This is a genomic window from Bacillus sp. (in: firmicutes), from assembly GCA_012842745.1.
Taxonomy (GTDB): domain Bacteria; phylum Bacillota; class Bacilli; order Bacillales; family Bacillaceae_J; genus Schinkia.
The window spans coordinates 42,553-57,404 of record DUSF01000002.1 but is presented as its reverse complement, the minus strand read 5'-3'; the positions used below and the strand labels follow the sequence as shown (position 1 = coordinate 57,404).

16 protein-coding genes are annotated in these 14,852 nt (G+C 37.6%); all 16 read left to right on the top strand.

Translation table 11 applies throughout. From position 1 onward, the window contains the following. Positions 1-755, top strand: a 755-nt coding sequence (locus GX497_00445) for a hypothetical protein (protein HHY71704.1), incomplete at its 5' end; no start/stop codon positions are given. Between the two features lie 64 nt (positions 756-819). Continuing rightward, entirely contained in the window at positions 820-2,970 is a 2,151-nt protein-coding gene (locus GX497_00440) for a type I secretion system permease/ATPase (protein HHY71703.1), read from the top strand. Positions 2,971-2,973: 3 nt separating this feature from the next. Continuing rightward, positions 2,974-4,338 (top strand): HlyD family type I secretion periplasmic adaptor subunit, encoded by a 1,365-nt coding sequence (locus tag GX497_00435; protein HHY71702.1) that lies wholly within the window; start codon positions 2,974-2,976, stop codon positions 4,336-4,338. A gap of 206 nt (positions 4,339-4,544) precedes the next feature. Then, positions 4,545-4,769, top strand: coding sequence for a YqzK family protein (locus GX497_00430; GenBank protein HHY71701.1), 225 nt, complete (start codon positions 4,545-4,547; stop codon positions 4,767-4,769). Between the two features lie 18 nt (positions 4,770-4,787). Next, a complete protein-coding gene (gene xerD / locus GX497_00425; protein ID HHY71700.1) occupies positions 4,788-5,681 on the top strand; it encodes a site-specific tyrosine recombinase XerD in 894 nt (297 codons plus the stop codon). 88 nt (positions 5,682-5,769) lie between these two features. Next, on the top strand, positions 5,770-6,942 hold the full coding sequence (gene deoB / locus GX497_00420; GenBank protein HHY71699.1) for a phosphopentomutase: 1,173 nt from the start codon (positions 5,770-5,772) through the stop codon (positions 6,940-6,942). An 81-nt stretch (positions 6,943-7,023) separates the two neighbouring features. Continuing rightward, the gene (locus GX497_00415) at positions 7,024-7,839 is read left to right on the top strand and encodes a purine-nucleoside phosphorylase (protein ID HHY71698.1); all 816 of its coding nucleotides are present in this window, start codon (positions 7,024-7,026) and stop codon (positions 7,837-7,839) included. A 16-nt stretch (positions 7,840-7,855) separates the two neighbouring features. Next, complete coding sequence (locus GX497_00410) at positions 7,856-8,677, top strand: purine-nucleoside phosphorylase (GenBank protein ID HHY71697.1); 822 nt, start codon at positions 7,856-7,858, stop codon at positions 8,675-8,677. A gap of 66 nt (positions 8,678-8,743) precedes the next feature. Continuing rightward, on the top strand, positions 8,744-10,045 hold the full coding sequence (locus GX497_00405) for a pyrimidine-nucleoside phosphorylase (GenBank protein ID HHY71696.1): 1,302 nt from the start codon (positions 8,744-8,746) through the stop codon (positions 10,043-10,045). A 288-nt stretch (positions 10,046-10,333) separates the two neighbouring features. Beyond that, positions 10,334-11,506, top strand: coding sequence for a D-alanyl-D-alanine carboxypeptidase (locus GX497_00400; GenBank protein HHY71695.1), 1,173 nt, complete (start codon positions 10,334-10,336; stop codon positions 11,504-11,506). Between the two features lie 108 nt (positions 11,507-11,614). Beyond that, entirely contained in the window at positions 11,615-11,965 is a 351-nt protein-coding gene (gene spoIIAA, locus GX497_00395; GenBank protein ID HHY71694.1) for an anti-sigma F factor antagonist, read from the top strand. After that, positions 11,966-12,406, top strand: a complete 441-nt coding sequence (spoIIAB, locus tag GX497_00390) for an anti-sigma F factor (protein HHY71693.1) — start codon at positions 11,966-11,968, stop codon at positions 12,404-12,406. 12 nt (positions 12,407-12,418) lie between these two features. After that, complete coding sequence (sigF, locus tag GX497_00385; protein ID HHY71692.1) at positions 12,419-13,195, top strand: RNA polymerase sporulation sigma factor SigF; 777 nt, start codon at positions 12,419-12,421, stop codon at positions 13,193-13,195. Between the two features lie 117 nt (positions 13,196-13,312). Then, complete coding sequence (locus tag GX497_00380) at positions 13,313-13,939, top strand: stage V sporulation protein AA (GenBank protein HHY71691.1); 627 nt, start codon at positions 13,313-13,315, stop codon at positions 13,937-13,939. Next, positions 13,929-14,363, top strand: coding sequence for a stage V sporulation protein AB (locus tag GX497_00375; protein HHY71690.1), 435 nt, complete (start codon positions 13,929-13,931; stop codon positions 14,361-14,363). Before GX497_00380 ends, GX497_00375 begins: the two co-directional genes overlap by 11 nt. Before the next feature lie 21 nt (positions 14,364-14,384). Beyond that, positions 14,385-14,843 (top strand): stage V sporulation protein AC, encoded by a 459-nt coding sequence (gene spoVAC / locus GX497_00370; protein HHY71689.1) that lies wholly within the window; start codon positions 14,385-14,387, stop codon positions 14,841-14,843. Positions 14,844-14,852: the final 9 nt, after the last annotated feature.

Below are 14,852 nucleotides of genomic sequence, written 5' to 3'. Positions count from 1 at the left end.
TTCCAAGTTATCAATCGCGTGAAGAGATTGTAAGCTTACTAGAACGCAATCTCTATATAGACACGAATCAATATGTCCTTCATCACGGAGAAGATGTATTGAAATTAGGAGAAGGAATCCATCCAGAGGATTTAGTGCTAACAAGGGAAGGAATGAATCTGGTTATTCAGACAGGCGGAGAAGGAAATCAAATCACTATCAAGGATTGGTATGAAGGAAACCGATTGAGTCGAATTGAGTTTGCGGATGGAACATTGTGGAATGAAGAGTATATTGAAATGGAGTTAAAGAAAGGGACACATAAGAATGACAGGACTTTAGGATCTGTCGGCAATGATTATTTAGAAGGCTCATACGGAAATGATACTTACCTATTTGGGATTGGGCACGGTCAAGACATCATCTATGATTACGATCCAACTACTGGAAATATGGATACCATTCAGTTTGATGCGAATACTATGGACCTTATTTTCAGTAGAGAAAATAATGACCTGCAAATTGCAATTCAAGGTACAGATGATAACTTAAAGGTTCAATCCTGGTTTTCAGGTAATGCCTATCAAACAGAAGTATTAAAAACAGCAGATGGAAATTTATTACTTAATGCCCAAGTCGAACAGTTAATTCAGGCAATGGCCTCTTTTACTGGAACTGCGGGGATGTCATGGAATCAAGCTTTACACGATAAGCCTGAAGAGGTATCGCAACTTCTAGGTCAATACTGGAAATCGCAGAATGAAATAGTAGGTTAAAGGAACAATGAAAGCTCGTATGGCGTTAATGTCAATGTTCATACGGGCTTTTTCTTAAGGGGGAATGTTTTTGGAAGCTTTGGAAAAAAAGTCACCTCCTGAGTCTGAATTAGATTCGGGTTTAATATCTTTCATAATCATTGCTAATTATCATGGTTTAGCTGCGGACCCGTCTCAAATCCGTCATCACTTCGCATTAGGTGATGAAAAGCTGACTGATTTTGGGATATTAAAGGTTGCGAAAAGTTTCAAATTAAAGGCAAAGGTTATTCAAAGCAATATAGAAAAAATTACAAAATTAACCTTTCCAGCCATTGCGGAGTTAAATAGTGGAGAATATGTTGTGTTAGGGAAAGTAGACGAAGATAAGGTTCTTCTAATACGTGCTCATAAACGAAGTCCTGAAATGATAAATATGGATGATTTTAAGTCACAGTGGACAGGGAAGATTATTTTATTTGCTAAACGAAGCTTTATTGATGAACAACAAAAATTTGGAATAAAGTGGTTTATACCAACCGTTTTGAAATATAGAAAAATGTTTAGCGAGGTATTAATTGCCACTTTTACTCTGCAGCTTTTTGGTTTAGTTACTCCAATTATTACACAGGTAATTATTGACAAGGTACTAGTTCATAATGGGGTTAGTACATTAAATGTGTTGATTATTGGTTTAATCGCGATTGCTTTGTTTGAAGTTACGTTAGGTATAGCGAAAAATTATGTGTTTGTACATACAACGAGCCGAATTGATGTTACGCTTGGGGCAAAGTTATTCAAGCATATATGTTATTTGCCGCTTCGTTATTTTGAAGTAAGGCGGATAGGTGAAACGATTGCTAGAGTTAGAGAGCTTGAAAATGTTCGCAGATTCATTACAGGCCCGCCTTTAACATCAGGATTGGATGCTATATTTATTATCGTTTATATTGCCGTGATGTTTTTCTATAGCACAACTTTAACGTTTGTTGTATTGGGTGTTTTACCTGTCTATGTGATGTTGTCAGCAATCATAACTCCTATTCTTAGAAAAAGGCTGGAGGAAAGTTTTCAACGTGGTGCACAATCACAGTCTTTTCTGGTAGAAGCAGTTTCTGGGATTCAAACGATTAAGTCATTTGCCCTTGAACCAGAAATGAACAAAAAGTGGGAAATGCTCCTATCAGATTATACAAAGGCAAACTTTAAAACAGCTAATCTATCAGGCGTGGCTGGAGCGCTAGGTCAATTTATCCAAAGAATTTCCTATTTAGTCATCTTATGGCTAGGTGCCCATCTTGTCATGAAAGGTACAATTACGCTTGGGCAATTAATAGCATTTCAAATGCTTTCTGGTCGAGTAAGCGAGCCAGTGTTAAGGCTTGTTCAAATGTGGCAAGATTATCAACAGGCTGGCATTTCAATTAAAAAATTATCTGATGTGTTGAATACAAAGACTGAAGTATCAGTAGATACAGTGAAGACCCGTTTACCTATGATAAAAGGACATATTCGTTTTGAAAACGTGAGATTCCGTTACGATGTGGATGGTCCCGAAATTATTAGGAATCTTTCTATTGATATAAGACCTGGGACAACGGTTGGTGTAGTAGGCAGGAGTGGATCTGGTAAAAGCACGTTATCCAAATTAATTCAACGACTTTATATACCAGAATCAGGGAAAATTTTAATTGATGGCATTGATTTGTCAATGGCAGACACTGCTTGGCTTCGCCGACAGGTTGGTGTCGTGCTGCAAGAGAATTTTTTGTTTAATGGAACCATTCGTGAAAATATTGCCATCCATTATCCTTCAGCAAGTATGGAGCAAGTCATTCATGCAGCTAAGCTTGCTGGTGCTCATCAATTTATATTAGAACTTCGGGAAGGCTATGATACGATGGTCGGAGAAAAAGGATCCTCTCTATCTGGGGGTCAAAGGCAGAGAATTGCAATTGCAAGGGCTTTACTAACGAATCCACGAATACTAATATTTGATGAAGCAACTTCCGCATTAGACTATGAATCTGAGCGAATCATTCAAGCGAATATAAACAAAATATGTCAAGGAAGAACGGTTATGATTATTGCTCATAGACTTTCAACTTTACAAGATGCAGATAAAATTATCGTTATTGATCGGGGAGAATTAAAGGAATTTGGCTCCCATGAGGAATTAATGAAGAGAAATGGACTTTATCAATATCTTTATAGTCAGCAAGAGAGGGGACTATAAACAATGGAAATTGAAAAACAACGTGTAAGCGATGAATATGATTTTTTACCTGGGGCACTTGAAATTATTGAGACTCCTCCTTCACCGCTAGGCAGATTTTTAATTTGGATGATTTTTACCGTATTTATTTCTTTTATTGTTTGGTCATACTTTGGAAAAATTGACGAAGTAGCTGTTGCTAGGGGAAAGGTTATCCCTGACGGCAGATTAAAAGTAATTCAACCACTGGAGGAAGGTATTATTACGGCTATACATATTAAAGAAGGGGAGAAAGTTAAAAAGGATCAGTTATTGCTAGAGTTGGATGCAAGTATGAAACAAGCAGACATCACTAGCTTGGAAAATTCGCTGCAAATGGCTATTCTTGAAAAAAATCTAATTTCTGCTGAGCTGAATGGAACGATTAGCAACAAAGAAATAGAAAAAACTAAACTTAATAATTTAAATGCTTCCCAAGTTGTTGAACTACAGAAAAAATATAGTCAAGCGAAAAGCGAAGAATACATAGCTCAAAAGGAAACTTTACAAACAATTATTCAGCAAAGAGAAAAAGATGTTCAACTGGCTATAACAAAACTTGATTCCGTAAAAAGTCATTATTCTTATATTAGTAGTGAAGTAGATAATTTAAAATCTTTATATGAAAATGGTGGAATACCCAAAATTGAACTGAAGAAAAAAGAAGAAGAATTATTACTCAGTCAAAAGGAGGTAGACTCACAAACGGTATTAATAGAAAAATTAAACAGTGAATTAAAAGAAGCCCAAGCAAATTTAATTTCGCTTACAAAAATGTATGAAAAAGATCTTGCAACAAAAGATAAGGAACTTGCAGACAAATTAGTTGTAAAAGAGAAGGAGATTATTGCCCTTGAGGATCAACTTTCAAAAGCGAAAAAAATACTCAAGTATCAAAAGCTTGTTTCGCCAGTAGATGGAGTGGTTCAAGGGATAGCATCGCAAACCATTGGTGGAGTTGTTACTCCAGCCCAACCTGTCGTAACAATTGTACCTGAAGGAACACCACTTATTGTGGAAGCGAATGTATTAAATAAAGATATTGGATTTATTGAGGTTGGCCAACTTGTTGATGTGAAATTTGATACTTTTCCATTTCAAAAATATGGTGTTATTAAAGGAAAAGTACTTAGTATCAGCCCAGATGCGGTTGAAGATGAAAAAATTGGTCTAGTTTATAACATAAAAGTAGAACTTGAAGAAAATACTTTTACAATTAGAAATAAAGAAGTGAATATTTCTTCAGGAATGACAGTGTCTGCAGAGGTTAAGACTGGTAAAAGGAGAATTATAGAATTTTTCTTATCACCAATTCTAAAAAATTTAAAGGAGAGTTTAACTCTTAGATAACATGATGGAAGCAGAAGAACCGTCTCCTGCTTCCTTTAAATATATTTAAAAATTAAATAATTGGTTGTTGTAAATTATTACTAGTGATTAAATAGAGATATATACATTTAGCTGAACATGATGGCACATATGTATAAAATTTCTCATTGTTGACATATCTTTAAGTAGAGGGTTGTACACTATTTTTTTGATGTGGGGGATGAGAAATGTCATTATTTAAAATGGCTTTTGATACGTTAAAAGTTTTTATATTATTTACTGGTTGTACATTGCTTTTTTATTATGGAATTGTATGGATTAATCAGGAATATGAACAGTATCACCGTTACGATGAGCCAGAAGGAGGCGCGCTCAAGGTGTCGGCGCAAGTGAATGATTTTACACCTTCATGGGTGGATCGGCTTATTTATTTTTATCAAAATGGCGAGTAGTAAAGGAGCCTGTTATTTATGAATGACCACTTAGAAGCTTTTTTACATTATTTATTAGTAGATAGACGGGCTGCAAACAATACGGTGCAATCGTATCGCAGAGATTTAAAACAATATATACAATATATAGAGACAGTTGAAGGGTTGCAGTCATTTGATGCTGTCAGCACAATTCATATTGTTAATTATTTAGCATTTTTAAAAGAACAAGGGAAAGCGGTGACAACGATTTCGCGAACTGTTTCATCAATTCGTGCGCTGCACCAGTTTCTTCTTCGTGAAAAAATGGCAACGGGAGATCCAAGTGTGCAAATTGAGCTGCCACAGCAGGAAAAAAGGCTCCCGAAAATTCTTTCCCAAGCTGAAGTGGAATCTTTGTTAAATACACCGCAAGAGGACAATGAATATGGTATCCGCGATAAAGCGATGCTGGAATTATTATATGCAACTGGTATTCGTGTTTCAGAGCTTGTTTCATTAAATGTAGCCGATGTCCATGTTACGATGGGGTTTGTACGTTGCAAGGGAAAAAGGGAAAAAGAAAGAATTATTCCATTAGGTAAAATTGCTGTAGACGCTTTATCATTGTATGTAGAAAGTGCACGGAAGAAGTTGCTTCGAAAAAATGAACATGAAGACGCTTTATTTCTCAATCACCATGGTCAAAGATTGTCAAGGCAAGGGTTTTGGAAGATACTTAAAAATATAGCAAAGGAAGCAAATATTAAGGCGGAGATAACTCCACATACATTAAGACATTCTTTTGCTGCACATCTTTTGGAAAATGGCGCCGATCTTCGAGCGGTTCAAGAGATGCTTGGTCACGCTGATATTACGACGACCCAAATATATGCTCAAGTGTCAAAAGCTAGATTAACAGATATATATAAAGCATACCATCCGCGGGCATAATATTTTCGTAACAGGTTGTTGGAGTGACACGACTAAATTTGATAAAAATGAATATGTAGGACGCATTTATATTTAGGGGGTTTTTCGAGTGAAATTCAAGCGAATTTTTTTAATAGTCATGGATTCAGTTGGAATCGGGGAAGCACCAGATGCTAATGATTTCGGGGATAAGGGTGCTGATACGCTTGGGCATATTGCTGAGCGCATGAATGGCTTAAACATGCCAAATATGGCCAAGCTTGGTTTAGGTAATATAAGGGAAATTAAAGGTATTCCCGCAGCAGAACGCCCTTTAGCTCATTATACAAAAATGGAGGAAGCATCAGTTGGTAAAGATACGATGACAGGCCATTGGGAAATGATGGGCTTATATATTGATAAGCCTTTTCAAACCTTTCCGAACGGTTTTCCAAGTGAGCTTATTACAGAACTTGAGGAGCGTACTGGCCGTAAAGTAATCGGCAACAAACCTGCCTCTGGAACTGAAATTATTATTGAACTCGGTAAAGAACATATGGAAACAGGCAATATTATCGTTTATACATCGGCTGATTCTGTGCTGCAAATTGCTGCCCATGAGGAAGTTGTGCCGCTCGAAGAGCTTTATAATATTTGCAAAATTGCCCGCGAGCTCACATTAAATGAAAAATATATGGTCGGCCGCATTATTGCTCGTCCATTTATTGGCTCACTAGGTAACTTTGAAAGAACGTCAAATCGTCATGATTATGCTTTAAAGCCGTTTGACAGGACGGTTATGAATGAATTAAAAGACCATCACTTTGATGTGATTGCTGTTGGAAAAATTTCGGATATTTATGATGGTGAAGGTGTTACTAAAAGCTTGCGGACGAAATCAAATTTAGATGGCATGGATCGCCTAAATGATACGTTTAAAATGGGGTTTACAGGCTTGAGCTTTTTAAATTTAGTTGACTTTGATGCTAAATTTGGGCATCGCCGCGACCCAATTGGCTATGGGCAAGCGTTGGAGGAATTTGACGGACGTTTAGGCGAAGTATTTGATTTAATGAACAATGATGATTTATTAATAATAACAGCTGACCATGGCAATGATCCTATTCATCACGGAACAGACCATACGAGAGAATATGTGCCACTGCTCGTCTATCATAAAGGAATTGAGGTAGGAAAACAATTACCGATATCGAAAACATTTGCCGATATCGGGGCTACGATTGCCGATAATTTCGGTGTTCCAATGCCGAAATATGGGCAAAGTTTCCTTCGTACTATATAAGGTTGTTAAGACAAGAAAATGTATCTCTGCAAAACTTAAATACGGGCAAAGTTTTTAATACTCATATAGGGAGATGAATAAATGGACAGGCAGCCGTTCGTTGAGGCAGCAAATTATATTCAAGCAAAAATAACAAACAAACCTAGTATAGGGTTAATTTTAGGCTCAGGACTAGGCATTTTAGCTGATGAAATTACAAATTCGATAAAAATCCCATATCATGAAATTCCGAATTTTCCTGTTTCTACTGTTAAGGGCCATAAGGGCCAGTTAGTGATTGGTGAATTGCAAGGTGTTCAAGTAATTGCTATGCAAGGGCGCTTCCATTTTTATGAAGGCTACTCACTCGAGAAGGTGACATTTCCTATCCGCGTGATGAAATTGCTTGGTGTGGAAAAGCTGATTGTTACAAATGCTGCTGGTGGTGTGAATACATCCTTTGTACCAGGCGATTTAATGATTATTACCGATCACATTAACAATATGGGCCAAAATCCACTAATTGGACCGAATAATTTGGAATTTGGCGTTCGTTTCCCAGATATGTCCAATGCTTATTGCGGGCAACTTCGTGAAAAAGCAAGGCAGGCAGCGCTTAGCATGGGTCTCCCACTTAAAGAAGGTGTTTATGTTGCGAATACTGGACCAAGCTATGAGACACCAGCTGAAGTACGGATGATTCGAAAGCTTGGTGGGAACGCTGTTGGAATGTCTACTGTTCCTGAGGTTATTGTTGCCAGACATAGTGGACTTAAGGTATTAGGTATTTCCTGTATTTCAAACATGGCAGCTGGGATACTCGATCAGCCGTTAACACATGCTGAAGTAATAGAAACAACTGAAAAAGTAAAAGAACGGTTTCTTGGATTTGTGAAAGAATTGATACGGGTTATATAAAAAAGGAGTGACAAAAATGGATAATCTTCTCACAAAAATGAAAGAAGCAGCTTCATACATACAGAATTTAATAAAAGTAAAACCAACTGTTGGACTCATACTAGGATCAGGCTTGGGAGAATTAGCAGATGAAATCGAAGATGCAGTAAAAATAGATTATAAAGATATCCCACATTTCCCTGTATCAACGGTGGAAGGACATGCCGGAAAATTAGTAATTGGTATGCTGAAAGGGAAAGCTGTCCTAGCGATGCAGGGAAGATTTCATTATTATGAAGGTTACTCCATGCAAGAGGTAACCTTTCCTGTACGCGTTATGAAGGGATTAGGAATTGACACTATATTTGTTACAAATGCCTGTGGTGGAATGAACGCCAATTTCCAGCCTGGCGATTTAATGATTATTACAGATCATTTAAATATGACAGGCGCGAACCCGTTAATCGGACCTAATGAAGCGGAACTTGGACCGCGTTTTCCTGATATGAGTCGTGCCTATACACCCCAATTAGTGGAACTTGCAAAAAACAATGCAACGAAATTAAATATCCCAATCCAACAAGGCGTTTATGCAGGTGTTTCAGGTCCAACCTATATGACACCAGCTGAATTAATTATGCTGCGCAATCTTGGCGGTGATGCGGTTGGTATGTCAACTGTACCAGAGGTCATTGTTGCTAGTCATATGCAAATGAAGGTGCTCGGCATCTCTTGTGTAACCGATATGGCTATTGGAGAAGAATTAGAACCATTAACACATGAACAAGTTGTTGAGGTTGCCAACCGAACAAAACCTAAATTTATTAATCTGGTGAAAGAACTGGTTGCTGCTCTTTAACTTCGTTTAGAATTCGTAATGATTGGGCGAGTTCAATAAATGCTTAGCAAAAAGGGGTGAATTTATATGAGAATGGTTGACATAATTGAAAAAAAACGCGACGGCAAAGAGCTAATGAAAGAAGAAATTCGCTTTATGATTGAAGGTTATACGAATGAAACAATTCCTGACTATCAAATGAGCGCCTTCGCAATGGCTGTTTATTTTCAAGGTATGACAGAGATGGAGCGGGCCGAATTAACATTAGCGATGGTTGATTCAGGGGATAAAATCGACCTTTCCGCGATTGAAGGAATCAAGGTCGATAAACATTCAACAGGCGGTGTCGGCGATACGACGACATTAGTATTAGCCCCACTTGTTGCTTCTGTTGGTGTGCCAGTTGCGAAAATGTCAGGGCGCGGTTTAGGGCATACAGGTGGCACAATAGATAAATTAGAGTCCATCACAGGTTTTCATGTTGAACTTGAAACTGGGCAGTTTATTGATTTAGTTAATAAAAATAAAGTTGCTGTCGTCGGCCAAAGCGGAAATTTAACACCAGCAGATAAAAAACTATATAGTCTTCGTGATGTTACAGCTACTGTAAACTCTATTCCATTGATTGCCAGCTCGATTATGAGTAAAAAAATTGCTGCTGGTGCAGATGCAATTGTGTTAGATGTAAAAACAGGTGCAGGTGCATTTATGAAGGATTTAGAGGATGCCAAAGAATTAGCGAAAGCAATGGTTGCTATCGGCAATAATATCGGTCGCAAAACGATGGCGGTAATCTCCGATATGAGCCAGCCTTTAGGGTATGCCATCGGCAATGCGTTAGAGATTGAAGAAGCAATAAACACGTTAAAAGGCAAAGGACCAGAGGATTTACAAGAGCTTTGTTTAATATTAGGTAGCCACATGGTTTTTCTAGCTGAAAAAGCAACATCGCTAGAAGAAGCAAGAAAAAAATTAGTAGAAGCAATTCAATCAGGGCGAGCCCTTGAAAAATTTAAAACGTTTATTGCTGCCCAAGGTGGAGACCCAGAGGTAATAGAGAACCCACAAAAGCTTCCGAAAGCTAAATATCAATTTGAACTAGAGGCTAGAGAAGATGGTTGGGTAGAAACCATCATAGCCGATGAAGTAGGCAAAGCGGCCATGCTTTTAGGTGCGGGAAGAGCAACAAAAGACTCAACAATCGATTTAGCGGTTGGACTTGTGCTCCGTAAAAAAGTCGGTGACCAAGTTTCAAAGGGGGAGTCACTTGTCACACTCCACAGCAATTTCGAAAATATAAATGAAATCAAGAGATTGCTTTATGAAAGTTTCAAAATTTCGCCAAACAAGACAGAGGCGCCACCATTAATTTATGAAAAAATTTCATAATAACAAATCGAAACAGGGTATTCCAATCATGGAATACTCTTTTTTTTTAGTAACTGCAACTGTAAATTGAAATATTCCATCAGCTGGTGGCTTATTTCCACATAAATGAGTGGTATTTCCACATAAACGGGCAGTATTTCCACATAAATGTACCATATATCCACATTTCCACATCTAAAAATATTAAATGTAATTTTTGGTATAAAACATCAAAATATGGAAAAAATACGATGTATGAACAATTTCAACTTAATGGAACTATGCTTTTTTGAAAAAAGGAGGGAGATTATGCTGAAGAAACGAGAATTAAAGATTTTAATATGCTTTATCTTTTTGTTTACACTTTTTGCAACGACGGGATTTGCACAAGAAGCGAAAATAGAATTAACAGATCATGCTGCTTCAGCTATTTTAATTGAACGGGACACCGGAACAGTATTGTATGAAAAAAATGCGGATAAAAAACTGCCCCCGGCAAGTATGACCAAGATTATGACGATGCTTTTAATCATGGAAGCGTTGGATCAAGGAAAAATAAAGCTTGATGATAAGGTAAGAACGAGTGAATATGCTGCTTCAATGGGCGGCTCACAAATTTTTCTTGAGGCAGGCGAAGAAATGACCGTTGATGAGATGTTAAAAGGAATTGCGATTGCTTCAGGTAATGATGCCTCTGTAGCAATGGCTGAACATTTAGCAGGCTCAGCGGATGCTTTTATAGCTATGATGAATGATAAAGCAAAGGAGCTTGGTTTACAAAATACAAGCTTCAAAAATGCAACAGGCCTTCCTGCAGAAGAACATTATAGTACTGCCCGCGATATGGCGATTATGTCTAAAGAGCTGCTAAAATATGATGCAATTACAAAATATACAGGGGTTTATGAGGATTATCTACGAGAAGATACTGATAAAAAGTTTTGGCTAGTGAACACAAATCGTTTAGTAAAGTTTTATCCAGGGGTTGATGGGGTTAAAACCGGCTATACAAGTGAAGCAAAATATTGTTTAACAGCAACTGCAAAGAAAGATGGGATGCGGGTAATCGCCGTTATCATGGGTGCACCAACACCAAAGGATCGGAACAGACAGATTACAAAAATGTTAGATTACGCCTTTAGCCAATACCAAACCCATCCAATGTACGAGCGTAATTATCCGCTTGCTAAAGTAAAGGTTTCAAAAGGGGACCAAGCGACCATTAATGCCGTTACATCAGAGCATATCTCCTTGCTTACGAAAAAGGGGGAAGGCATAAAAGATATTGAACAGGAAATTATTTTACAAGAGAACATAAAAGCGCCTGTTGAAAAAGGTGACGAACTTGGCAAGCTCATCCTAAAAAAAGGGGATAAAATCCTTCTTGAAAGTCCGTTAGTTGCGGGCACTGAGGTAAAGGCTGCCACGTGGTGGAAGCTATTCAAGCGAACAATCGGGGATTTTGCTAAATTTCCTCATTAGTTTTGTAAAAATCTTACGAATTAACACTAGTTTTGTCATGTAGCAGGAATTCGAAAAGCTGGTAGCGAAAAGACTCACTTAAGACTTTCAGATTAGGAGGAATTTAAGTTGAGTCTAATCATCAATTTGGAAACAAAAAAAGATGTGCTGCTCATCCGTTTAAAAGGTGAGCTAGACCACCACACAGCAGAGAATTTACGAAATATGGTTTCAGAGAAAATCGAAAAAAACAATATTCATCACATTGTTTTAAATTTGCAAGAGTTAACTTTTATGGATAGTTCGGGTTTGGGTGTCATCTTAGGCCGCTATAAACAAATTCAAAGTCAAGGCGGAGAAATGGTTGTATGTTCCATTTCACCTGCTGTAAAAAGACTATTTGAGATGTCAGGGTTATTTAAAATCATTCGTTTAGTCGATGATGAGCAATATGCCCTAAAAACATTGGGGGTGGCCTAAGTGAAAAACAAGATGGAATTGAAATTTCGAGCACTCAGCCAGAACGAGTCTTTTGCCCGTGTCACGGTAGCTGCGTTTATAGCTCAGTTAGATCCAACATTAGATGAATTAACGGAAATTAAAACAGTTGTTTCCGAAGCTGTTACGAACGCCATTATACATGGCTATGAAAATAATCCGGATGGTGAAGTGTATATCTCTGTTACATTAGAGGACGGGATTGTTCATTTAACGATTAAAGATGAAGGAATCGGCATCGCTAACTTGGATGAAGCAAGAGAACCACTCTACACAACAAAACCTGAATTGGAACGCTCTGGGATGGGCTTCACCATTATGGAAAATTTCATGGATGATATTGTCATCGAATCTGCATTACAAAGAGGGACAACGATTCACCTGACTAAATATTTAGCTAATTGTAAAGCTTTATGTAATTAAGGAGATCTGCCTATGGATGTGGAGGTCAAGAAGCAAAAAAGAGAAACGTATTTAAAAGACCATGAAGTAAAGGAATTAATTGAGAAAAGCCAAGTAGGAGACCAAGAGGCCCGCGATTTAATTGTTCAAAAAAATATGCGCCTTGTTTGGTCTGTTGTGCAACGATTTATTAACCGTGGCTATGAACCGGATGACTTGTTCCAAATTGGCTGTATCGGTTTACTGAAATCCGTTGATAAATTTGATTTGTCCTATGATGTTAAATTTTCAACGTATGCTGTTCCAATGATTATTGGAGAAATTCAGCGCTTTATCAGGGATGATGGAACGGTAAAAGTGAGCCGTTCCTTAAAGGAAACAGGCAATAAAATTAGGAAAATAAAAGATGATTTAACGAAAAAATTGGGCCGGGCACCGACCGTTACAGAAATCGCTGATGAGCTAGAAATTTCTCCAGAGGATGTAGTCTTAGCTCAGGAAGCAAGCCGTACACCGTCCTCTATACATGAAACAGTATATGAAAATGACGGTGATCCAATCACACTTCTTGATCAAATTGCCGACCATTCAGAAGCAAAATGGTTTGATAAAATTGCTCTTCAAGAGGCCATTAGGAGCTTGGATGAACGAGAACGGTTGATTGTCTATTTGCGCTATTATAAAGATCAAACTCAATCAGAAGTCGCGGGACGGCTCGGAATATCACAAGTCCAAGTATCGCGGCTTGAGAAAAAAATTCTGCAACAAATGAAAGAACAAATGGATGAGGTAGACTCGAAAGGAGTCTAACTCATCCTTTTTTTTGTCACTGCCAATTATTGGACCTCTATTTTTCGAATGAGGCTTGAATTCCATAACCATACTACAAATACAAGGAATTGGCACATTTGAGGTGGGGTGTACCAAATGAAGGAGGAAACGATTTATATTCGGATGCGGCTCAGGTTGCAGGCTTTACCACAATCCATCATCACAATCGCTGATGTAGCACAAATGATTGGACAAGAGGAAACAATTAAAGAAATCGGCGCACTGTCGCTACATCAAATTAGTAAAAGCGACAGAAATATTGTTGTTATTGATATTATGGAAGTTATTACGACAATTCAAACCTTTAATCCTTTAATTGATATTCAAACAATCGGACCAACACAAACGATTATTGATGTTATGTATAAACAAAAAAAGCCGACAATCGCCTTTATAGTACTAGTTTGGTTTTTATTATTTATCGGGTCTGCGATTGCTATCATGAATTTTCATGAAGATGTTTCGATGCAGCAGGTTCATCAAAAATTATTTTACATTATTACTGGTGAAAATTTACAAAAGCCGTTATTATTGCAAATTCCTTATTCATTAGGGTTAGGAATTGGGATGATTTTATTTTTCAATCATTTATTTAGAAAACGACTAAATGAAGAGCCAAGTCCTCTTGAGGTGGAAATGTTTAAATATCAACAAGATTTGGATCAATACGTCATTATTAAGGAAAACAAAGAGGAAATCAAAAGAGTAGGCCATGACTCTTAAAATCCTAGTAACAATGTTTGTTGGTTTTGCAGGGGGGCTTTCTGTTGGCGCAGGCTTTGTAGCTTTTTTGACAGTACTTGGTGTGATTCCGCGGCTTACACAATTAACGAAAACGATGAAATATATTTACTTATATGAATGGGGTGTCGTTCTTGGAGCAACCATTGGCGGTTGGGTTGGTTTAAGAGAAACAATCTATCATTTTTCGTATCTTTTTACAATCCCGATTGGCTTAGCCGATGGCATTTTTGTTGGAATGTTAGCTGCTGCCCTTACAGAGGTTTTAAATGTATGGCCGATTCTGGCGAAAAGAATCGGTGTGCAGGAAAAATTAATCATTCTACTTACTGCCATCGTCTTTGGGAAAATTGTAGGTTCATTATTCCATTGGATTTACTTTGTTGATTTGGTTGACCATTCATAAAAAACGAAATGGAGGATTATAATGGCAGAAAAAATGACAAAGGAAAATTATAAAAAACAAATTCAATCATTTCAGCCGAAATCATCTCCTTTCTTGAATGGCTCTAAAGCTTATTTAATTGGGGGCCTAATCTGTATGACTGGCCAAGGGATCCAAAATTTTTATAGTCGTTTTTTTGGCCTTCCAGAAATAAGTTCAAGCCATTTAATGCTTGCAACTTTAATTTTAATTACAGCTTTATTAACCGGTGTTGGCATCTTTGATAAACTTGGTCAATTTGCAGGTGCAGGTACGCTTATACCAGTAAGTGGATTTGCTAATGCAATGGCGAGTGCGGCACTTGAGCATAAAAGTGAAGGTATAGTATTAGGAATTTCCAATAATATGTTTAAAATCGCCGGGTCCATCCTTGTGTATGGAGTGGTGGCAGCGGCCATTATCGGGTTTATCCGCTATTCACTAAAAATACTATTGGCATAAAGGATGATT

Bases quoted from the DNA above. Each gene is read 5' to 3' on its own strand.
- GX497_00440 (HHY71703.1), top strand. From the start codon at position 820: ATGTTTTTGGAAGCTTTGGAAAAAAAGTCACCTCCTGAGTCTGAATTA.
- GX497_00435 (HHY71702.1), top strand. From the start codon at position 2,974: ATGGAAATTGAAAAACAACGTGTAAGCGATGAATATGATTTTTTACCT.
- GX497_00430 (HHY71701.1), top strand. From the start codon at position 4,545: ATGTCATTATTTAAAATGGCTTTTGATACGTTAAAAGTTTTTATATTA.
- xerD (HHY71700.1), top strand. From the start codon at position 4,788: ATGAATGACCACTTAGAAGCTTTTTTACATTATTTATTAGTAGATAGA.
- GX497_00415 (HHY71698.1), top strand. From the start codon at position 7,024: ATGGACAGGCAGCCGTTCGTTGAGGCAGCAAATTATATTCAAGCAAAA.
- GX497_00410 (HHY71697.1), top strand. From the start codon at position 7,856: ATGGATAATCTTCTCACAAAAATGAAAGAAGCAGCTTCATACATACAG.
- GX497_00405 (HHY71696.1), top strand. From the start codon at position 8,744: ATGAGAATGGTTGACATAATTGAAAAAAAACGCGACGGCAAAGAGCTA.
- GX497_00400 (HHY71695.1), top strand. From the start codon at position 10,334: ATGCTGAAGAAACGAGAATTAAAGATTTTAATATGCTTTATCTTTTTG.
- sigF (HHY71692.1), top strand. From the start codon at position 12,419: ATGGATGTGGAGGTCAAGAAGCAAAAAAGAGAAACGTATTTAAAAGAC.
- GX497_00380 (HHY71691.1), top strand. From the start codon at position 13,313: ATGAAGGAGGAAACGATTTATATTCGGATGCGGCTCAGGTTGCAGGCT.
- GX497_00375 (HHY71690.1), top strand. From the start codon at position 13,929: ATGACTCTTAAAATCCTAGTAACAATGTTTGTTGGTTTTGCAGGGGGG.
- spoVAC (HHY71689.1), top strand. From the start codon at position 14,385: ATGGCAGAAAAAATGACAAAGGAAAATTATAAAAAACAAATTCAATCA.